Origin of the sequence: Lysobacter sp. ISL-50 (genome assembly GCF_018612875.1) — a bacterium.
In the GTDB taxonomy this organism is placed as follows: Bacteria; Pseudomonadota; Gammaproteobacteria; order Xanthomonadales; family Xanthomonadaceae; genus Lysobacter.
The window spans coordinates 15,260-36,171 of record NZ_JAGGRI010000026.1 but is presented as its reverse complement, the minus strand read 5'-3'; the positions used below and the strand labels follow the sequence as shown (position 1 = coordinate 36,171).

11 protein-coding genes are annotated in these 20,912 nt (G+C 66.5%); 9 read left to right on the top strand and 2 right to left on the bottom strand.

Annotated elements, in window-relative coordinates; genetic code table 11:
* Positions 1 to 45: 45 nt before the first annotated feature.
* Positions 46 to 1,095: a ubiquinol oxidase subunit II gene (gene cyoA, locus J7J50_RS16240; RefSeq protein WP_215058353.1), complete on the bottom strand. Its 1,050-nt coding sequence runs from the start codon at positions 1,093 to 1,095 to the stop codon at positions 46 to 48.
* Positions 1,096 to 1,502: 407 nt separating this feature from the next.
* Here cyoA and J7J50_RS16235 point away from each other — a divergent pair, with 407 nt between their 5' ends.
* The 3 genes from J7J50_RS16235 (at position 1,503) to J7J50_RS16225 (ending at position 6,441) form a co-directional block, all read left to right on the top strand.
* Positions 1,503 to 2,828 (top strand): MFS transporter, encoded by a 1,326-nt coding sequence (locus tag J7J50_RS16235; RefSeq protein WP_215058352.1) that lies wholly within the window; start codon positions 1,503 to 1,505, stop codon positions 2,826 to 2,828.
* Positions 2,829 to 3,151: 323 nt separating this feature from the next.
* On the top strand, positions 3,152 to 5,476 hold the full coding sequence (locus J7J50_RS16230; RefSeq protein WP_215058351.1) for a hypothetical protein: 2,325 nt from the start codon (positions 3,152 to 3,154) through the stop codon (positions 5,474 to 5,476).
* Positions 5,473 to 6,441 carry a glycosyltransferase family 2 protein gene (locus tag J7J50_RS16225; RefSeq protein WP_215058350.1) on the top strand — a complete coding sequence of 323 codons (969 nt, stop codon included), beginning with the start codon at positions 5,473 to 5,475 and terminating at the stop codon, positions 6,439 to 6,441. The genes J7J50_RS16230 and J7J50_RS16225 overlap by 4 nt, the downstream gene beginning before the upstream one ends.
* A gap of 436 nt (positions 6,442 to 6,877) precedes the next feature.
* Here J7J50_RS16225 and J7J50_RS16220 read toward each other — a convergent pair whose 3' ends face one another.
* The gene (locus J7J50_RS16220) at positions 6,878 to 8,479 is read right to left on the bottom strand and encodes an alkaline phosphatase D family protein (RefSeq protein ID WP_215058349.1); all 1,602 of its coding nucleotides are present in this window, start codon (positions 8,477 to 8,479) and stop codon (positions 6,878 to 6,880) included.
* Between the two features lie 1,046 nt (positions 8,480 to 9,525).
* Here J7J50_RS16220 and J7J50_RS16215 point away from each other — a divergent pair.
* From J7J50_RS16215 to J7J50_RS16190, 6 genes are all read left to right on the top strand, one after another.
* Entirely contained in the window at positions 9,526 to 10,671 is a 1,146-nt protein-coding gene (locus J7J50_RS16215; RefSeq protein ID WP_215058348.1) for an efflux RND transporter periplasmic adaptor subunit, read from the top strand.
* Positions 10,668 to 13,769 (top strand): efflux RND transporter permease subunit, encoded by a 3,102-nt coding sequence (locus tag J7J50_RS16210; protein ID WP_215058347.1) that lies wholly within the window; start codon positions 10,668 to 10,670, stop codon positions 13,767 to 13,769. Before J7J50_RS16215 ends, J7J50_RS16210 begins: the two co-directional genes overlap by 4 nt.
* Entirely contained in the window at positions 13,766 to 16,975 is a 3,210-nt protein-coding gene (locus J7J50_RS16205) for an efflux RND transporter permease subunit (protein ID WP_215058346.1), read from the top strand. The genes J7J50_RS16210 and J7J50_RS16205 overlap by 4 nt, the downstream gene beginning before the upstream one ends.
* Positions 16,976 to 16,983: 8 nt before the next feature.
* Positions 16,984 to 18,384: an efflux transporter outer membrane subunit gene (locus J7J50_RS16200; protein WP_215058345.1), complete on the top strand. Its 1,401-nt coding sequence runs from the start codon at positions 16,984 to 16,986 to the stop codon at positions 18,382 to 18,384.
* A 138-nt stretch (positions 18,385 to 18,522) separates the two neighbouring features.
* Positions 18,523 to 19,272 carry a glycoside hydrolase family 16 protein gene (locus J7J50_RS16195; protein WP_215058344.1) on the top strand — a complete coding sequence of 250 codons (750 nt, stop codon included), beginning with the start codon at positions 18,523 to 18,525 and terminating at the stop codon, positions 19,270 to 19,272.
* 110 nt (positions 19,273 to 19,382) lie between these two features.
* Entirely contained in the window at positions 19,383 to 20,831 is a 1,449-nt protein-coding gene (locus J7J50_RS16190; protein WP_215058343.1) for a hypothetical protein, read from the top strand.
* Positions 20,832 to 20,912 lie beyond the last annotated feature (81 nt).

The following is a 20,912-nucleotide window of genomic DNA, read 5'->3' as shown; positions in this document are numbered from 1 at the left end:
TCGGCGCGCGCGGCGCGCGCCTGTTGAATGCGTTGCTAGGTCGGATCACGGCGCCAGGGTGGCGACGCCCCAGTTCGGCGTGGCGGTGGGTTCGGTCACGCACATCGCCGAGGTCACCACCGGGCCGCCGCGCAGATCGCCGCGGCGGCGCGGCGCCAGCGCGTTGGTGTTCAGTCCCAGGCCGCCGCCGGCGTCGATCGCCATCATTTCGTCCATGCACATCTTCGAGGTGTCCACGCAACGGTTGAGGATGGCCTTGTACAGGCCCGGCGCGACCGCGGCGTAGCGGCGCACCGGTTCTTTCTCGCTCGGGCGTTCGAGTTGGAGGTAGTCGGCGCGCTGCAGGGTCTGGCCGCCGGCGCGGTTCTTCGCGACCCAGCCGTCGAAGTCGGCCTGGCTCATGCCGTGGAAACGAAAGCGCATGTGCGAGAAGCCTTCGCCGCTGTAGTTGGCGGAGAAGCCTTCGTAGTTGCCCGGCTGATTCATCACCGCGTGCAACTTGGTCTCCATGCCCGGCATGGCGTAGATCTGGCCGGCCAGCGCGGGGATGTAGAACGAGTTCATGACCGTGGAAGCGGTGATCTTGAACTGGATCGGGCGATCCACCGGTGCGGCGATTTCGTTGACCGTGGCGATGTTCTGTTCCGGATACAGGAACAGCCATTTCCAATCCAGTGCCACCACTTCGATCACCAGCGGCTTGGCGTCGGCGGCGACCGGCTGGCCGGGCTTGATCCGGCTCAGCGAGCGGTAGGGATCGAGCGTGTGCGTGCTGACCCAGGTGATCGCGCCGAGCACGATGATGATCAACAGCGGCGCGGCCCAGATCAGCAGTTCGAGCTGGGTCGAGTGATCCCAGTCGGGCTTGTACACCGCGGCCTTGTTGGAAGCGCGGTAACGCCAGGCGAAGATCAGGGTCAGCGCGATCACCGGCACGATGATCAACAGCATCAGCACGGTGGAGACGATGATGAGATTGCCTTGCTGAGCGGCCACGTCGCCGGGCGCGTTCAACAAGAGCATGTTGCAGCCCGTCAGCGGCAACAGCGCGCTGGCCAGGAGCAGGGGACGGAGCAGGGCTTTGAGAGCGTTCATCAACCTGACGCCGGTACACGGCAAGGCCGCGACAGCCGCGGCGATGTGCGCACTTTAGGCCGCGCGGACTGCGACGACGATTGGACGTTTTGTCCTATGGCAGCGCCGGGCCGGTGGTGGGAAGCTAGCGCCGTTCCCGGGATTCGGGGCGATGGGTGTTGGGCGAACAGCTGCTGCGCGCCTCATCCAAGCCGTCATTCCCGCAATCCCTGGGACGGCGTGCCTCCCCAGGCCGTCATTCCCGCGAACGCGGGAATCCAGGGCCTTTCGTGCGAGAACGCCTGAAGCCTCTGAAATCCCGCCTTCGCGGGAATGACGACAGGAAAGAACGCTGTAACTGAACGTACCCGCCTGTTCAAGCAAACACCGCAGGCCCGATCGCTCCACGCACCACAGCCGACCCAACGATGCATACGCCAAATCACGCAAACCCGGATTCCTCCCAGACCGTATCGGTGCACTCCACCGGTTCGCATGCCGAGGTGGCGCCGGGCGATATCGCCGTCGGCGTGGTGATCGGCCGCGCCTCGGAGTACTTCGACTTCTTCGTCTACGGCATCGCCTCGGCGCTGGTGTTCCCGTCGGTGTTCTTCCCGCACCTGGGCAAGCTCGAAGGCACCTTGTGGTCGTTCGCGATCTTCGCGCTGGCCTTCATCTCGCGACCGTTCGGCACGATCTTGTTCATGTGGATCCAGCGCCGCTGGGATCGCAGCACCAAGCTCACCATCGCCTTGTTCCTGCTCGGCACCTGCACCGCCGGCATCGCCTTCCTGCCGAGCTTCAGCAAGATCGGCGCGCTGTCGATCGTGCTGCTGTCGCTGTTCCGGCTGGGCCAGGGCATCGCCCTGGGCGGTTCCTGGGACGGCCTGCCGTCGCTGCTGGCGCTGAACGCGCCGAAGCAGCGCCGTGGCTGGTACGCGATGCTGGGCCAGCTCGGCGCGCCGTTCGGCTTCGTCATCGCCGCGGCGCTGTTCGCCTACCTCAACACCGCGCTGCCGCGCGCCGACTTCCTCGACTGGGGCTGGCGCTATCCGTTCTTCGCCGCCTTCGCCATCAACGTGGTCGCGCTGTTCGCGCGCCTGCGCCTGGTGGTCACCCACGAGTACGAGCGCGAACTGGGCGAGCACGAGCTCGAACCCACGCCGGTGCTGGAACTGTTCAGCGCCAAGGGCCGCCACGTCGTGATCGGCGCCTTCGCCGCGCTGGCCAGCTACGCGCTGTTCCATATCGTCACGATCTTCCCGCTGTCGTGGATACTTCTGTATTCGGACCAGTCGGTGACCCAGTTCCTGATGGTGCAGATCCTGGGCGCGGTCCTCGCCGCCGGCGCGGTGGTGGCCTCGGGCTGGATCGCCGACCGTTTCGGCCGCCCGCGCACCCTGGCCGCGCTGGCCGCGGCGATCGCGATGTTCAGCGGCTTCGCGCCGACGCTGATGGCCTCGGGCGACCTGGGCCAGGACGTGTTCATCCTGATCGGCTTCGTGCTGCTGGGCTTGTCCTATGGCCAGGCCGCCGGCTCGGTGACGGCCAACTTCGGTTCCAAGTACCGCTATACCGGCGCCGCGTTGACCTCCGACCTGGCCTGGCTGATCGGCGCCGCGTTCGCGCCGCTGATCGCGCTGGGCCTGAGCGCGCACTTCGGCCTGGCTTTCATCGGCGTGTACCTGCTGTCGGGCGCGATCTGCACGATGGCGGCGCTTGGGGTGAATCGGATGTTGAATATCCGTAGCTGACCGGTTTTCGGCGGTTGCGACGAAGAGAGCCGGCCCAGGCCGGCTCTTTTCTTGGGGAAGCTTCGCCACCGATGTAACTGCGCTTGGTAAGTGGCTTGCAGGAGCGACCGGGAGCAAAGGGGCAGGGCGGTTGGGCGCTGCGTCAGCGGGGTTCCTTTTGTTCATCTGACCGCCGGTTTTTAGCGCCGAGATGAGCCTCGTGGCGTTATGCTGGCGGCCTCCGACCAGACGACCTGAACACGGACGGGGCAAGGTCCCTGCGATGGGGCCCCAGGCGCGTGTCCGGCGAGCCTGTTCGCGCCAGTTTCCATACGGATTGAATTATGGTTTTCCTTTTCAGCACTGAAAGTGCGCGCTGCCTGCGGCGTCCACTGATCATTCTGTTTCTGTCGGTTGCAGCCGTTGTGGCCGTCTATTTTCCTTACTTGTCGTCGCACATCAACGCGACCTCGGACGGCCAGTTCGCGCAGTTTTTCGAAAGCAATTTCGGCTGGAGCGATTTGTACATCGGTGGATGGCCTGTGTACGCCGATCCCAATTCGATGTCGTTCTATCCGTTGCGGTATCTGTTCCCGGCCACTCGCGAGGCATTTGACTATTTTGTTCTTGCGGCCCCGCTGATTTTCACCGTGGGCAATGGCTTGCTTGCCTGGGCGTTGACGCATTCGCGCCGCTCAGCGTTGCTGGCGGTGGCCGCCGCGCCCGGGTTGGGTTTTTTCATCGCCCATGCCGGGCATACTTCGATGCTGCATGCCGCTTCGTACGCACCGTTCATGGTGCTTGCCGGTCTGAAGCTATCCCAGCGCGGTGCCGATTGGGCGCTGTGGGTGGCGCTGTTCGCGATCTCGACAGCCCTGTCGTTGCTGGCGGGCCATCCCCAGGTGACGGTGTATGCGTTGGCGGCGTCGGCGCTGATGGCGGCTCCGGTCGGGGCCAAATTCCGTGATTGGGTAGCGGTTTATCTGAAGACAGCCGCCGGCCTTGCGCTGGGCGTGGGGCTCAGCGCCATCTACCTTTTTCCTGCCGCCAAGTTCGTCGGCGAGTCGCTGCGCAGCACGATGTCCGCGGACGTCCTGCGGCAATTCAGTCTGAGGTGGTTCGAAGTCGGGTTTGACGTGTTTCCTTACCTTGCCGGCGGTGACTGGGACGGCCAAAGCCCGGTTCCTTATATCGTCGCCGACGCGACCAACAGCTGGAGCGAAAACATCGCCTACGTGGGCGTCGGCATCTTCTGTCTGGTGATGGTCGGATTGCGCGGATTCTGGGCCGACCCGGTTCATCGCAAGATCGTGATCGGACTGATTGTCGCGTCGTTCCTGGCGGTGGCGCCGTCCCTGCCTGGCAGCGCGGAAATTCTGGTGCGCATACCGGTGTTGTCCATGTTCCGCGCATGGAGCCGTTGGCAGTTGGTCTCGTCGGTGTTCGCACTGCAGCTGGCCTGTATCGCCCTGGCTCAATTGGTCGGCAGGCAAACAAGCTCGCGCAGCAGCGTCCTGGCCCCCCTCATCCCCTGGCTGATCGTGCCGGCGGCGCTGCTGGTGATCAACGTCTCTCGCGGATTGCGAGGCAAGATCGATATCCGCGATCTGTTCCAAGGAGAAACGCTGGTCCAGTTCGCGGTGCTTGCGGCCTTGACCATGACGATCTTCGCGCTGCGCAACGAATGGGGCCGGCGATCCATGGCGCTGGCGGTCCTTCCCGCGTTGTTGATCGGAGGCGAGTTGGCCTATCTGTCGCGTCAGGCGACCTGGGCCAATGCTCATAGCGGGACGGCCACGGCGGCGCAGATCGAAACCTTGTCGAAAGCCAAGGGAATTCTCGCGCAGACGCACGGCCGCATACTCGCCATGTCCGGTTGGGAAAGCCCATATTTGTCTGCCGATTACACGAGGGCCGCGGACATGCCTTCGTTGAACTGGTATGGGCCGTTGCTCAACGCTCGCTTCGCCGAACTTTCGGGGATCACCTCGGGAGGGTGGACCCGTCCAGAGGTGTTGAGCGAACGCAATCAGGTTCTGGATATCTACGGCGTCTCCGTCATCGAGCCCTATCCAGCCGAGGTAACGCCTACAAGCGAGAGTCGGGAGGCGCTCTATCCCGCGCAACGATGGAAACCGCTGCCGTCGCCCAACCCGCGTGAATTGCTTCTCAACACCCGCAGCCTGCCCAGGATCCGGCTGGTCAATCAAACTGTCCACGTCAACGACGAAGGCGCTTTGGCGGCGCTGAAGACCTCCAGGCTTCCCGACGGCCGGCCTTTTCAGGCTCGCTCGATGGCTTTGGTGAACGAACTGGGGCTGCAGATAAGCGGCAAAGCAGAAATTCCCCGGCATACGACTGATTCGACCGGCGACAGCGGTTTCTCCGTGAGCTTCGATGCACCTGTCGCTCATCCGCTCATGCTCGTAGTAGGCGACAATTTCTCGCGGAACTGGAATGTCCGGGCGGATGGGAAAAAGCTCGAAACCACGCGAGTCAACTACAACCAGCTAGGGGTGTTGTTGCCTGTCGGTACCCGCAAGGTCAGTATCGGCTACCACGACCTGCGGCTGACCAAGGGGATCGTGGCCAGTGTCCTATCCCTTATTGCACTATGCGCGTTGGTCTTCTTCGGAATGGCGCGCGCGGATCGCAGGAAAACCACATGAATTCGATCACCTCCCTGGCGCTGGTCGTGCCCATGTTCAATGAGGCGCAGAACATCGACCGGTTTATCGACCGTACCGGGCTCGCGCTTGCGCAAACCGGCTTGCGGATAAGCTTCGTCTTCGTCGATGACGGAAGTTCCGACGACAGCGTTGCGCGGGTTGTCGCCCGACTGCCGCATCTGCCGGGTTCTGCCGTGGTCCAGTTGACTCGCAACTTCGGTAAGGAAGCCGCGCTGCTCGCCGGGCTTGATGCCGCCATCAGCGGCGACTGCGATGCGGTGGTCATGATAGATGCCGATCTTCAGCATCCGCCCGAGGCGATACCGATGATGATCGAGGAGTATCGCAACGGAAACGATGTCGTGATCGCCTCGCGCGCATCGCGCACCGGCGACTCGCTGCTCAGACGCGGCTTTACCAAGCTGTTCTACAAAAGCATCAACTGGCTGGCGGATATCCCCATCGTCGATGGCGACGGCGATTTCCGTTTGCTGGGACGGGAAGTGGTCGAAGCCATCTGCAGCCTCCGGGAGCAACATCGGTTTACCAAGGGTTTGTATTCCTGGGTCGGCTTCAGGCAACTTAGAATTCCGGTGGAATACGAAACCCGCAACGCCGGTTCAAGCAAATTCCGCTACGGCCATTTGCTGGCCTTGGCCTTGAACGCGATAACCAGCTTTTCCGCTAAGCCGCTGCGTGTGGCGTTGGTGGTCGGTTTCGTTATCGGCGTTGTCTCGCTGACCTACGCGATATGGATCGCGCTGCAAACGATAGGGTTCGGCAAGGATTTGCCCGGCTATGCATCGATTTTCTGCGGAATGATGTTCTTGGGCGGAATGCAGCTTATCGGTATCGGTTTATTGGGCGAATACGTCGGCAGAACCTATATCGAATCGAAAGCCAGGCCGCCTTATTTGATCAGGCGCGTGGTTTCGAAAAGGATCGGCGAATCCGCCGATAACTGATGCCCGTAATCTTGCAATTCCCTGCCGGTGGGTAGACGCTGCCGGCCGGTGTCGTATCTGCCGAGGTTTGGAACTTATGCTTACGCAATCGCCTGCTCCGCGCCTTTCGATGTCGGTACTGATTCGTTTGGCCCTGTGTGTCGCGTTCGTACTGATTAACGGTTGCCAAAGGCATGCGCCTGCCGACGTCAACCCGCCCGCCACGACTGCTTCGGCACGGTCTGTCGTCGAATGCGAAATGGGCGTGGTACCCGCCTTGTTCGAAGCGCGAGTATCTAGCCCGGGTTGATGGGCAAGCAACGGAGAGTGAGGAGCGAGCGGATGCTGATGCTCGCTCTTTTCGTTCCCTCCCGCTCAGGCCGCCCGGCCTCCACACACCTGTCGGTCGTGAGTGCTTGCGATCCGCGGTGCGCGGATCGAACGCGGATGCGAGCGCTCAGGCCGCCTGCAGCACCTGGGCGAACACACTGGCGCCGTCGAGGTCGCGCAGATCGACGCTGAGCGCGCGACTGTCGGGATCGATGTTGACTTCGCCGAAGAACTGATAGCCCGCCAGCGGCGAGGCGTTCGGCGCCGGCGGCGCCTTCTGGAACACCACCTTCGGGCCGAAGCTGGCGTCGAGCGCGTTCGGGCCGAAGGAGCCTGCGTTGAGCGGGCCGGCGACGAATTCCCAGAACGGCGAGAAGTCCTGGAACGCGGCGCGGCTGGGATCGTAGTGATGCGCGGCGCAGTAGTGCACGTCGGCGGTCAGCCAGACCACATTGTCCACGCCGCGGATCGCGCGCAGCAGTTCGGCGAATTCCAGTTCGCGGCCGCGCGGCAGGCCGGGATCGCCGTTGGCCGCCGCTTCCCAGCGAGGCCGGCCTTGCGCGTCGGTGCCGTCGGGGACTTGCAGGCCCAGCGGCATGTCGGCGGCGACGATCTTCCAGGTCGCGCGCGAACGGCGCAGGCCCTCGGCCAGTTCGCGCAACTGGCGACGGCCGAGAAAAGCGGTGTCGGCGCCGGCCGCGGCCTGCAGATTGTCGGTGTTGGGGCCGCGATAGCTGCGCATGTCGAGCATGAACACATCCAGCAGCGGCCCGTAGTGGATCACGCGATCGATGCGGGTGCCGCGCGGATCGGGACCGCGGCGCTGCGGCGAATATTCCAGGAAGGCCTGGCGCGCGCGACGCACCAGCACGTCGATGTCCTTGACCGTGTAGCGCGGATCGGCGCGCAGGTCCTTCGATGGCGACCAGTTATTCACCACTTCGTGATCGTCCCACTGCCACAACTGCGGTACCTGCGCGGCGAAGCGGCGCAGATTCTCGTCGAGCAGGTTGTAGCGATAGCGGCCGCGGTATTCGTCCAGGGTTTCGGCGACCTTGTGCACGCCTTCGGCGACCAGATTGCGCCAAATGCGGCCGTTCTCGGCCGGCGCTTCGGCGGCGATGGCGCCGTCGGCATAGATGGTGTCGCCCGAGTGCAGGAAGAAATCCGGATCGCGCAGGCGCATGGCTTCGAAGATGCGCATGCCGCCGATTTCGGGATTGATGCCCCAGCCCTGGCCGGCGACGTCGCCGCCCCAAACGAAGCGCACCGGACGGGTGCGCGCGTGCGGCAGGGCGTGCGGCGCCGCGCGCAGGCGGCCTTCGCTCCAGGCGCTGCGCACGCCGCTGCGGGCGTCTTCGAAAGCGACGCGGACTTTGCGCTGGCATGGGCCGGGCAGGCGCGGAATGTCCAGGCGCGCGGTGAAATCGCTGGCCGTGGTCGCCAGCGGACCGCGCAGGCGCAGGGCGCGGCGGAAGCCGTCTTCGTCGCCGATCTCGACCCATAGGCGCGCGGCGCGATCGCTGCGCGCCCACACCGTGGCGCCGCGTTCGCCGACATCGCCGAATTGCAGGCCGTAGGGCAATTGCGGCCGCGCCGATTCGGCGGCGATCGGCGTCGGCCCGGCGATGGCGGGCAGCAGCGGCAGGCTGGCGCTGAGCGCGCCCAGGCTGAGGGCGGTGCCGGATCGGGACAGGAAGCGGCGGCGGAAGGGATCGTGATCGTGCATGGCGTCGGCTCGGCACAGGGGGAAATCCGACCCTAGCTCGCGCAGATGGCAGCCGTATGGCCGTCGTAGGCGCATGGATCGCGCTTGGGCCTGCAAAAGCTACAAACGATTACGAGGCGCCGACGTGGCCTCGAAGTCTTTTGTGGGAGGGAGCTTCAGCGCCGACCGAGGTCCGGCCTCAATCTCCAGCAACCTCGCTGCCATGGTTCGCAGTCGGGCCTGAAGGCCCTCCCACAAAAGACTTCGCAGCATCGACGCAGGCTGGGGGGCTTTTGTGGGAGGGAGCTGCAGCCCCGACCGAGGTCCGGCCTCACTCTCAAGCAACCTCGCTGCCATGGTTCGCAGTCGGGCCTGAAGGCCCTCCCACAAAAGACTTCGCAGCATCGACGCAGGCTGGGGGTCTTTTGTGGGAGGGAGCTGCAGCCCCGACCGAGGTCCGGCCTCACTTTCAAGCAACCTCGCTGCCATGGTCCGCAGTCGGGCCTGAAGGCCCTCCCACAAAAGACTTCGCAGCATCGACGCAGACTGGAAATATTTTGTGGGAGGGAGCTTCAGCCCCGACCGAGGTCTGGCCTCACTCTCAAGCAACCTCGCTGTCATGGTCCGCAATCGGGCCTGAAGGCTCTCCCACAAAAGACTTCGCTGCATCGACGCAGGCTGGAGGTCTTTTGTGGGAGGGAGCTTCAGCCCCGACCGAGGTCTGGCCTCGCTATCAAACAGCGTCGCCGCTGCGGTTCGCAATCTTCATGCTCGGGCCGGCGATCGTCGGCCCGAGGCGGTGGCGCCGATTTCGCCACAACCGGCGGCTGCGGCAAAGCCAGCCACCACATAGCGTTCACGCCGTCTTCCGAACATTGGCAGCGAATTACGATTCTGTAATGCGGACAACCGAAACCGGCTTCGCGCGTTAGCTTTATCCGAATCTCACGAATCAAGCGGATGCAGGCAGGCCTATGGGCACGACGCGGGAAGCTCAATCATCCGATGCGCTCTCTCGCCGAGGCGGATGGCGGCGCCATCAGGGACTGCTGCTGACGATCCTCGGCGTGCTGGTGCTGATCGCGCTGGTGTGGTGGCTGGTGCACGGGCGCGCCGCGCAGGAGCGCGGCAATCGCCGGCCCACCGCGACGGTCGGCACCGCGACCGCGGCCAGCGGCTCGATCCCGATCACCATCGAAGCCCTGGGCACGGTCACGCCGCTGGCGACAGTGACGGTGCGGCCGCAGGTCTCGGGCAACATCGTCGATATCGCTTTCAAGGAAGGGCAGACGGTGAGCAAGGGCCAGGTGCTGCTGAGCATCGACCCGCGCGGGTTCCAACTGGCTTTGCAGCAGGCGCAGGGCAGTCTGGCGCGCGATGAGGCGCAGTTGCGCGTCGCCCAGTTGACCTTGCAGCGTTATCAGACCCTGGTGTCGCAGGATTCCATCGCGCGCCAGGACTTCGACACCCAGGCCGCGACCGTGCGCCAGTTGACCGGCGTGGTGGCCACCGATCAGGCCGCGGTCGGCACCGCCAAGCTCAATCTCGACTACAGTCAGGTCAAGGCGCCGATCGCCGGACGCGTGGGCCTGCGCGTGGTCGATCTGGGCAATTACGTCACGCCCGGCGATGCCGCCGGCGTCGCGGTGATCGCCGCGATGACGCCGATCGATGTCGAATTCACCGCGCCGCAGGACGATCTGCCGCGCATCCAGGCGCGGTTGGCGAAGGGCGACGCGCCGGCGGTGACGGTGCTCGATCGCACCCGCACGCAAGTGCTCGGCCAGGGCCAGTTCCTGACCCTGGACAACGTGATCGACCCGACCACCGGCACGGTCAAGGCCAAGGCGCGCTTCGGCAACGCCGACGCGCGTTTGTTCCCGAGCCAGTTCGTCAACGTGCGGGTGCTGCTGGATACCTTGAACAACGCCATCGTGGTGCCGTCGGCGGCGCTGCGCAGCGGACCGAGCGGCGATTTCGTCTATGTGGTCGGCGCCGATCACAAGGCTTCGCTGCGCAGGGTGAAACGCGGGCCGGCCTCGGGCGACAGCGTGTCGATCGCGCAAGGCTTGCGCGCCGGCGAGAAGGTGGTGATTTCCGGCGGCGACCAGCTCACCGACGGCGCCGAAGTGCGTTTGCCGGAAGACGCGGCCAAGAGCGGCACGGGCGCGTCGCAGGGCGAACGTCGCGGCGGCCGCCGTAGCGCGCAATGAATCCTTCGCGCCCCTTCATCCTGCGGCCGGTCGCGACCTCGCTGCTGATGGCGGCGATCGTGCTCGCCGGCCTGGCCGGTTTCCGCCTGTTGCCGCTGTCGGCGTTGCCGGAGGTCGATTACCCGACCATCCAGGTGCAGACCCTGTACCCCGGCGCCAGCCCCGAGGTGATGGCGCACACGGTGACCGCGCCGCTGGAGCGGCAGTTCGGGCAGATGTCGGGATTGCGGCGGATGAGCTCGACCAGCGCCGCCGGCGCGTCGGTGATCACTCTGCAGTTCGATCTCGACGAAACGCTAGATGTGGCCGAGCAGGAAGTGCAGGCGGCGATCAACGCCGGCGGCAATCTGCTGCCGGCCGATCTGCCGGCGCCGCCGGTGTACGCCAAGGTCAATCCCGCCGACGCGCCGGTGCTGACCCTGGCGGTGACCTCCGACACGATCGCGCTGCCGCAGGTGCAGGATCTGGTCAACACGCGGCTGGCGCAAAGCATTTCCCAGGTCAGCGGCGTCGGCCTGGTGTCGTTGAGCGGCGGCAACCGCCCGGCGGTGCGCATCCAGGCCGATCCGCAGTTGCTGGCCTCGTACGGATTGGGCATCGACAGCCTGCGCACGGTGATCGCCAGCGGCAACGCCAGCGGCGCCAAGGGCAGTTTCGACGGGCCTAGCCGTTCTTACACCATCGACGCCAACGATCAGCTCACCAACGCCGAGCAGTACAAGCAGTTGATCGTCGCCTATCGCGACGGCGCGCCGATCCATCTGCGCGATGTCGCCAACGTGATCGAAAGCGCGGAGAACGTCCGCCTCGGCGCCTGGGCCGGGCTGACCCCGGCGATCATCGTCAATGTGCAACGCCAGCCCGGCGCGAACGTGATCGCCACGGTCGATGCGATCAAGGCCAGGCTGCCCGAACTGCAGGCCGGATTGCCGGCCGGGCTGAAGGTCGATGTGCTCAGCGACCGCACCACCGGCATCCGCGCCTCGGTGCGCGATGTCGAGTTCGAACTGGTGCTGGCGATCGTGCTGGTGGTGGCGGTGATCCTGGTGTTCTTGCGCAGTCTGGCGGCGACGGTGATCGCCAGTCTGGCGGTGCCGATCTCGCTGATCGGCACCTTCGGCGCGATGTATCTGCTCGGGTTCAGCCTGGACAACCTCAGCCTGATGGCGCTGACCATCGCCACCGGTTTCGTGGTCGACGATGCGATCGTGATGATCGAGAACATCTCGCGCTACATCGAGGAAGGCGAGCCGCCGTTCGAAGCCGCGCTCAAGGGCGCGCGTCAGATCGGCTTCACCATCATCTCGCTGACGGTGTCGCTGATCGCGGTGCTGATCCCGCTGCTGTTCATGGGCGACGTGGTCGGGCGCCTGTTCCGCGAGTTCGCCATCACCCTGGCGATCACCATCGTGATTTCGGCGGTGGTGTCGCTGACCCTGACGCCGATGCTGGCGGCGCGCTGGCTCAAGCCGCATGCACACGGCGGCGGCAAGGACGGGCAGGGCGAACGCCCGGATGTGTTCCAACGGGTGATCGACCGCTACGGCGTCGCCCTGGACTGGGTGCTCGACCGCCAGGGCGCGACCTTGATCGTCGCCGTCGCCACCTTGGCGCTGACGGTGCTGTTGTACGTGCTGATTCCCAAAGGCCTGTTCCCGGTCCAGGACACTGGCCAGTTGCAGGCCGAAGTGCGCTACAGCCACGACGTGTCGTACGCCGGCATGGCCAAGGTCCAGCAGGACGTGGCGCGCGAACTGCTGCGCGATCCCGACGTGGCGTCGCTGAGCGCCTACCTCGGCGTGGACGGCGCCAATACCACGCTGCTGTCGGCCGGGCGCATGCTGATCAATCTGAAGCCCGAGCGCGACGGCTCGCAGGAACAGATCATGCAGCATCTGCGCGACCGCGCCGCCGCGGTCGCCGGCGTGACCTTGTACGTGCAGCCGGTGCAGGACCTGACCATCGACGCCGAGACCGGGCCGACCCAGAACCGTTTCTCGATCCAGGGCTCCGACCAGAGCGCGGTGGACCGCACCGCCAACGATCTGGTCGCGCGGCTGCGCGGCGTGCCGCAGTTGCGCAACGTGATCACCGATGCCGGCGCGACCGGTTCGGCCGCGTTCGTGGCCATCGACCGCGACAGCGCCGCGCGCCTGAACATCAGCGCGTCCACCGTCGATGAAGCGCTGTACAGCGCGTTCGGCCAGCGCATCGTGTCGACCATCTTCAACGAGACCACGCAGTACCGGGTGATCCTGGAAGCTTCGCCGGGACTGGCCGCGCAACCGGCCGACCTGGGCCGCCTGCATCTGCCGACCTCCGGCGCGCCGACGCCGCTGGCGGCGATCGCGCAGATCCAGGAACGCGCCGCGCCCCTGCAGGTCAATCACGTCGCCCAGTTTCCGGCGGCGACGGTCGGCTTCGACACCGCCGCGGGCGTGTCGCTGGGCGCGGCGGTGGATGCGATCCGAAAAGTCGCCGGCGAGGCCGGATTGCCGGCCGGCGTCAGCCTGTCCTTCCTCGGCGCGGCCAACGCCTACGAGGCCTCGCTGCAGAACGAGCTGTGGCTGATCCTGGCCGCGGTGATCTGCGTCTACATCGTGCTGGGCGTGCTGTACGAGAGCTACATCCATCCGCTGACGATTCTGTCCACCTTGCCCTCGGCCGGCGTCGGCGCGCTGCTGGCGTTGATGCTGACCGGTTCGGACCTGGGCGTGATCGGCATCATCGGCATCATCCTGCTGATCGGCATCGTCAAGAAGAACGCGATCATGATGATCGACTTCGCCATCGACGCCGAACGCGAGCAGGGCCGCGCGCCGCGCGAGGCGATCCATCAGGCCGCGCTGCTGCGCTTCCGCCCGATCCTGATGACCACGCTGGCGGCGTTGTTCGCCGCGCTGCCGCTGATGCTGGGCTGGGGCGAGGGTTCCGAGTTGCGCCGGCCGCTGGGCGTGGCGATTTTCGGCGGATTGATCCTGAGCCAGATCCTGACCTTGTTCACCACGCCGGTGGTGTATCTGGCCTTCGACCGTCTGGCCAAGCGCCGCGGTGAGGCGCGCGGCGTCGCAACCGGCGCCGCGGAGCCGCAGCCGTGAACCTGTCCGCGCCGTTCGTGCGCCGGCCGATCGGCACGGTGTTGCTGACGGTCGGACTGGCGCTGAGCGGCATCGCGGCGTTCTTCAATCTGCCGGTGTCGCCGCTGCCGCAGGTGGATTTTCCGACCGTGTCGGTCAGCGCCAATCTGCCCGGCGCCAGCCCGGAGACGATGGCGTCGAACGTGGCCACGCCGCTGGAACGGCGCCTGGGCACGATCGCCGACGTCACCGAGATGACCTCGCAAAGCTCCACCGGCCAGGCGCGGGTGACCTTGCAGTTCGACCTGAGCCGCAGCATCGACGGCGCCGCGCGCGACGTGATGGCGGCGATCAACGCCGCGCGCGCCGATCTGCCGGCGACGCTGAAGAGCAACCCGACTTATCGCAAGGTCAACCCGGCCGACGCGCCGATCATGATCGTGGCGATGACCTCGCACAGCCGCACGCCCGGGCAGATCTACGAGGCCGCGACCAACATCGTCCAGCAGACCCTGTCGCAGGTCGAAGGCGTGGGCGATGTCGAGATCGGCGGCGGCTCGCTGCCGGCGGTGCGGGTGGAGATCGTGCCGTATGCGTTGTCGCGCTACGGCATCGGCCTGGAGGACATCCGCGCGGCGATTTCCGCGGCCAACGCCAACCGGCCCAAGGGCGTGGTCGAGACCGGCGAACGCGCGTTCCAGATCTACACCAACGACACCGGACAGAGCGCGGCGGATTTCCGCGACTTGGTGGTCGCCTGGCGCGGCGGCTCGCCGGTGCGCCTGCGCGATGTGGCCAAGGTCATCGACAGCGTCGAGGACGTGCACACGCTGGGCCTGTTCAACGGCCAGTCGGCGGTGGTCGCGGTGATCAGCCGCCAACCCGGCGCCAACATCATCCAGACCGTGGACGGCGTGCGCGCGGCGCTGCCGGTGCTGCGCAAGCAGTTGCCGGCCGATATCCAGCTGGATATCGCCTCGGACCGCACCACGACCATCCGCGCTTCGCTGGAGGAAGTCGCCGCCACCCTGGTGATCGCGCTGGTGCTGGTGATCCTGGTGGTCAGCGTGTTCCTGCGCAGCTGGCGCGCGACCATCGTGCCGGGCGTGGCGGTGACGGTGTCGATCCTCGGCGCGGTCGGGGTGATGTACCTGCTCGGCTTCAGCCTCAACAATCTCAGCCTGATGGCGCTGACCATCGCCACCGGCTTCGTCGTCGACGACGCCATCGTCGTGCTGGAGAACACCAGCCGTCACCTGGAACGCGGCATGGATCGCTTCGAGGCGGCGCTGCTGGGCGCGCGCGAGGTCGGCTTCACCGTGGTGTCGATCAGCCTGTCGCTGGTGGCGGTGTTCATCCCGCTGTTGTTCATGGGCGGCATCGTCGGCCGCCTGTTCCGCGAATTCGCCGTGACCTTGTCGGCGGCGGTGCTGATCTCGCTGCTGGTCTCGCTGACCACCACGCCGATGATGTGCGCGTATCTGCTCAGGCCGCATTCGCAGGACGAACCGCCGGGCCGCATCGGCGCGTTCTTCGACCGCCAGTTCGACCGCGCCCATCGCGCTTACGGTGCCAGCCTGCGCTGGGCGCTGGATCATCCCGGCCTGATGCTGGCGACCCTGGCGCTGGTGATCGGGCTCAACGGCTATTTGTTCGTGGCCATTCCGAAGGGATTTTTTCCCGAGCAGGACACCGGCCAGTTGAACGGCGGCCTGCGCGCGGACCAGAGCATTTCCTTCCAGGCCATGCAGGGCAAGCTCAAGCAGATCGTCGATGTGGTGCGCGCGGACCCGGCGGTGGCGACGGTGGTGGGCTTCACCGGCGGCTCGCGCGCCGGCGGCGGTTTCGTGTTCGTCACCCTCAAGCCCAAGCCGGCGCGCAAGGACAGCAGCGAGCAGGTGATCGCGCGATTGCGCCCGCGGCTGATGAAGATCGCCGGGGCGACCTTGTTCCTCAATCCGGTCCAGGACGTGCGCCTGGGCGGGCGGCAAAGCAACGCGAGTTATCAGTACACGCTCAAGAGCGACAGCTCCGACGCGCTGCGCGCCTGGGCCGACAAGCTGGCCGCGGCGATGAAGCAGCAGCCGGAACTGACCGACATCGATTCCGACACCCAGGCGCACGGGGTGGAGTCCTTCGTCGATATCGATCGCGCCAGCGCCTCGCGCCTGGGCATCACGCCGGCCGATATCGACAACGTGCTGTACGACGCCTTCGGCCAGCGCCAGGTGTCGACCATCTACAAGAATCTCAACCAGTACCACGTGATCCAGGAAGTCGATCCGGCCTACGCGCGCGAGCCGTCCGCGCTCAACGACGTCTATCTGCCCGCGCATGTCGCCGCGACCGCCGCCACCACCGGCGTGCAGGCGCAATCGGGCCCGACCGCTTCGCCGGTGCGCAACGCCTCGCAAGGCAGCGCGCTGACCCAAAGCGCGCGGCAGATGGTGCCGCTGTCGGCGATCGCGCGCTTCTCCGACGGCGCCGCGGCGACTTCGATCAATCACCAGGACGGGCAACTGGCCACCACCGTGTCGTTCAATCTGGCCCCGGGCCGTTCGCTCAGCGACGCCCAGGACGCGATCGCGCGCGCGCAGGCGCGGATCGGCATGCCGGCCAACGTGCACGGCAGTTTCCAGGGCACGGCCAAGGCCTTCCAGGACACCACCAAGAGCCAGCCGGTCCTGATCCTGGCGGCGCTGGTGGCGATCTATATCGTGCTGGGCGTGCTGTACGAAAGCATGATCCATCCGATCACGGTGCTGTCTACCTTGCCCTCGGCCGGTATCGGCGCGGTGCTGGCGCTGATGTTGCTGCGGATGGAGTTTTCCGTGATCGCGCTGATCGGGCTGGTGCTGTTGATCGGCATCGTCAAGAAGAATGCGATCTTGATCATCGATTTCGCGCTGGAGACGGAGCGCGCGCGCGGGTTGTCGGCGCGCGATGCGATTTACGAGGCTTCGATGTTGCGGTTCAGGCCTATCTTGATGACGACGCTCGCCGCGGGCCTGGGGGCGCTGCCGCTTGCGGTTGGCTTCGGCGAAGGCGCCGAGCTGCGCCAGCCGCTGGGCGTGGCGATCATCGGCGGATTGATGGCCAGCCAGGTGCTGACCTTGCTGACCACGCCGGTGGTCTATTACTACCTCGACCGCCTGCGTCGCCCGGGCAAGAACGAAGCCTGGTTGTCGCGCCTGGGCGACGAGGGTTTGCGCGCGCACGGCGCGTAGGAGATTCGATGCGCATCCGCGTTGCAACCATCGCACTGGCGTTGACCGCGTTGAGCGGCTGCGCCGCCGGCCCGGATTACGTCCGGCCGACCGTGAGCGCGCCGGCCCAGTACAAGGAGGCCGAAGGCTGGAACCGCGCGGTGCCGGCCGATGCGCTCGATCGCGGCCGCTGGTGGAGCCTGTTCCAGGACCCGGCGCTGGATGCGTTGATGGCGCAGGTCGAGGTCTCGAACCAGAATCTCGCCGCCGCGCAGGCCGCGTACCGGCAGGCGCGGGCGCTGGTGCGCGAGCAACGCGCCTCGCTGTTTCCGACGGTGAGCCTGGACGGCTCCGGCACGCGCGCGCGCAGCGCCGGCGGCAGCGGTTCCAGCGTCGGCCAGACGTATCGCTACGACATCGGCGCGAGTTGGGAGCCCGATCTGTGGGGCCGCATCCGCCGCAATGTGGAAGGCGCCGGCGCGCAGGCCGATTCCAGCGCCGCCGATCTGGCCTCGGCCCGGCTGGCCGCGCAAGGCGAGTTGGCGGCGAATTATTTCCAGTTGCGCGAAAGCGATATCGAAACGCGCCTGCTGCAGGCCACGGTGGCGGCGTACCAGCGTTCGCGGAAGATCGCCGGCGATCGCTATGCCGCCTCGATCGCGCCCAAGAGCGACGTGCTGCAGGCGCAGACGCAACTGGCCAATGCGCAGGCGAGTCTGGCCAATCTGGGCCAGCAGCGCGCGCAGTTGGAACATGCGATCGCGGTGCTGGTCGGCCGCGCGCCGGCCGACTTCGCCCTTGCGCCCGATCCGGCCTGGCATGCGAGCGTGCCCGAGCTGCCGCCCAGCATCGCGTCCGACCTGTTGCAGCGCCGTCCCGACATCGCCGCCGCCGAACGCCGCGTGGCCGCGGCCAACGCGCAGGTCGGCGCGGCGCAGGCGGCGTTCTTTCCGAGTTTCACCCTGAGCGCGTCGCGCGGCGGCGGCGCCTCGCAACTCGGGCGTTTGTTCGATGCGCCGTCGAGCCTGTGGTCGCTGGGCGTGGCGCTGGCGCAGACCTTGTTCGACGGCGGCGCGCGCCGCGCCGGCCGCGACGCCGCCCGCGCCGGTTACGACCAAAGCGTGGCGCTGTATCGGCAGACCGCGTTGACCGCCTTCCAGGACGTGGAGAACCAACTGGTGGCCACGAGCGTCCTGGTCGAGCGCGCCCGCTTGTTCGCGCAAGCCTCGCAATCGGCCGACGAAGCCGAGCGCATCGCGCTCAACCGTTATCAGGCCGGGCTGGTCGCCTACACCGATGTCGTCGTCGCCCAGGCCACAGCGCTGTCGGCGCGGCAGTCGCTGGCGCAAGCCACGCGCGACCGGCAGACCACGGCGGTCGCGTTGATCCAGGCGCTCGGCGGCGGCTGGCATGCGGAGCAGGGCGGATAGCCGGCAGGCGCTGGAACCGCGAGCGCCGTTCCGATTTCGACAACGCGCACATCCGCTTCTCGCGTAAGCGACCGATTCGACAGGCGAGCGACAGCTTGCGGCCCTAAGGTCGCGCCGTCTCCCACCGAAAGCGAATCCATGACCCGTTCGATCAAGTTCGCCGTCGCCGCGGCCGTGCTGGCATTCGCGCTGCCCGCTCCGCAGGCGCGAGCGCAGACCTATGTGTTCAACGACGAATTCAACGGCGCCGCCGGCAGCCAGCCCGATCCGGCCAAGTGGGAGCAGCAGACCGGTTGCGAATGGGGCGGCGGCGCCGAAGACCAGTGCTACACCGACGGCGGACGCAACGCCCGCCTCAACGGCGCCGGACAGTTGGTGATCACCGCTCGCCGCGAGGACTACAACGGCTACCGCTACACCTCCGCGCGCTTGATGAGCAAGCCGTCCCACGCGAAGGGCCGTGTGCAGGTGCGCGCGAAGATGTCGGGCTGGCAGTCCGGCGCGTGGCCGGCGATCTGGACGCTGGGCCAGCCCGAAGCCTTGTGGCCCAGGCACGGCGAGCTGGACCTGATGGAGAACGGGCTCAACGGTTCGCGTTGGCGCCCGGAATACCACGTGCATACCGACACCTCGGGCGAAGGCGGCGAATACGCGATCGACCCGGGCCAATGGCATGTCTATGAAGCGCGCTGGAGCGCCGGCGCCTCGGCCAAGGCCTCGTTCTACGTCGACGGCCGGCTGGTGAAGACCTTGCCGTACGCGGTGCCGGCGAACTCGCCTTCGACGGTACTGCTCAACATCGCCGTCGGTTCCTACGCCGGCACGCCCGATCCCGCGCTCAACAGCACGATGACGATCGACTACGTGCGCGTTTCCGCGCTGCCCTGACGCCAGCAGCCGATTGCGACGCGACCACGGGCCAGAAGATTTCCACGAGCCTCGGCGGCGTCGCGCTAACCGCCGCCGCGGCGTTCTTTCCTCCAGCGCAAGGATTTCCCATGCATCGAGCTGTTCCCACGCCCCGCCGCCGTCTGTTGAGCGGTCTGTTGAGCGTCGCCTTGTTGGGCCTGTCGTCGGCGGCCGTCGCGTCTTCCGCGGCCGACGCGTCGCGCGCGGCCGCGCCGGCCGCGAACGTATTCGTCGATTTCACCGCGCATGGCCAACCGACTTCGACGTATTCGCTGGGTTCGACCATCTCCACCTTCGCCGAGGGCGGCAGCAACCTGATCAAGGGGCCCGACAGCGGCCAATGGCGCCAGTACCTGGCCGACCTGGGGCCGCTGGTGTGGCGCATTCCCCTGTTCCATCACGACGGCCAGGTCGGATCGTCGGCCGGCGGCATCCATGGCGGCAACGAGGGCGAGGCCTACATCCGCGCGATCAAGGGTATCAACGGCATTGCGATGATCGCGGTCGGCGGCAGCAGCAACGACAACGATATCCGCGCCAGCGACGCGGCGGCGCTGGTGCGCTACTTCAACGACAACGGCGGCCAGCGCGGCGGGCCGGTGGTCGATTACATCGTCGGCAACGAGCCCGACAACGGCTTCGGCATGGACCCGTACATTTTCGGCGGCAACGGCAGCGACGGCTTCCACGCCATCGCCACGGCGATGCGTCAGGCCAGCGCGCAGCCGCTGTCGCTGGCCGGGCCGTCGCTGGTGACCTGGGCCGATTACAAGTACGGCGACTTCCGCAAGTTCTTCGCCGCCAGCCACGCCGATACCGACGTGGTCGATTTCCACAAGTACGGCAGCGGCAGCGCCTTGGGCAACCTGGGCACCACCGCCGACTACGGCGCGGCGATCGCCTGGCTGCGCCAGGAGATCACGCAGTATTTCGGCGATCGCGCCAACGGCGTGGCGATCCAGTTGGGCGAGTTCAACTACAACGCGTGGTACGACCCGGGCTGGCGCGGCTCGTTCTACACCTCGCGCAACACCGTGCACACCGCTTCGCTGATCGGCCACGTGCTGCGCGCCGGCGGCAGCGCGTACCAATATTCGGACAACAACGGGCCGCTGGGTTTGATCAGCGACGGCACCGACCGCAACGACCAGCCCGCCGGCAAGCGGTTGCGGTTGCCAGCGTACTGGGGCCTGTCGGCCTGGAGCGGCGGCGCGTGGTCGCGGCGGTACGGCGAGTTCATGGTCGGCGCCAGCACCCAGGTCGCCGGTCTGGAAGTGTTCGCCACCGACAACGCGAAGAAGATCGTGCTGGTCAACAAGTCGGAGAACACCGACCGGCAGGCGGTGATCGCGCTGACCGGCAGCACCAGCGGCCGCTACAGCGCCTGGCGCTACACCCGCGGCATGGACCCGGCGAACTTCGGCACCGGCGCGCAGTACCAGCCGCCGGCGCGGATCGCCAACGCCGCCGCGTTCTCGCAAGGGCGCATCACCGTGGCGGTGCCGTGGATGAGCGTAGTGGTGATCGATGTGAACTGAAGCTTGGCGTCGGCGAGGCCGATGACAAATGGCATGGGACGGCGCGGCGGCGCTCGCGGAAGCTGCCGTCCTCGCCGTTCC

What these genes read in the sequence shown, in the direction of transcription:
- J7J50_RS16190 (WP_215058343.1), top strand. Translation starts at nt 19,383, where the DNA reads ATGCATCGAGCTGTTCCCACGCCCCGCCGCCGTCTGTTGAGCGGTCTG.
- J7J50_RS16235 (WP_215058352.1), top strand. Translation starts at nt 1,503, where the DNA reads ATGCATACGCCAAATCACGCAAACCCGGATTCCTCCCAGACCGTATCG.
- J7J50_RS16210 (WP_215058347.1), top strand. Translation starts at nt 10,668, where the DNA reads ATGAATCCTTCGCGCCCCTTCATCCTGCGGCCGGTCGCGACCTCGCTG.
- J7J50_RS16225 (WP_215058350.1), top strand. Translation starts at nt 5,473, where the DNA reads ATGAATTCGATCACCTCCCTGGCGCTGGTCGTGCCCATGTTCAATGAG.
- cyoA (WP_215058353.1), bottom strand. Translation starts at nt 1,095, where the DNA reads ATGAACGCTCTCAAAGCCCTGCTCCGTCCCCTGCTCCTGGCCAGCGCG.
- J7J50_RS16220 (WP_215058349.1), bottom strand. Translation starts at nt 8,479, where the DNA reads ATGCACGATCACGATCCCTTCCGCCGCCGCTTCCTGTCCCGATCCGGC.
- J7J50_RS16230 (WP_215058351.1), top strand. Translation starts at nt 3,152, where the DNA reads ATGGTTTTCCTTTTCAGCACTGAAAGTGCGCGCTGCCTGCGGCGTCCA.
- J7J50_RS16200 (WP_215058345.1), top strand. Translation starts at nt 16,984, where the DNA reads ATGCGCATCCGCGTTGCAACCATCGCACTGGCGTTGACCGCGTTGAGC.
- J7J50_RS16195 (WP_215058344.1), top strand. Translation starts at nt 18,523, where the DNA reads ATGACCCGTTCGATCAAGTTCGCCGTCGCCGCGGCCGTGCTGGCATTC.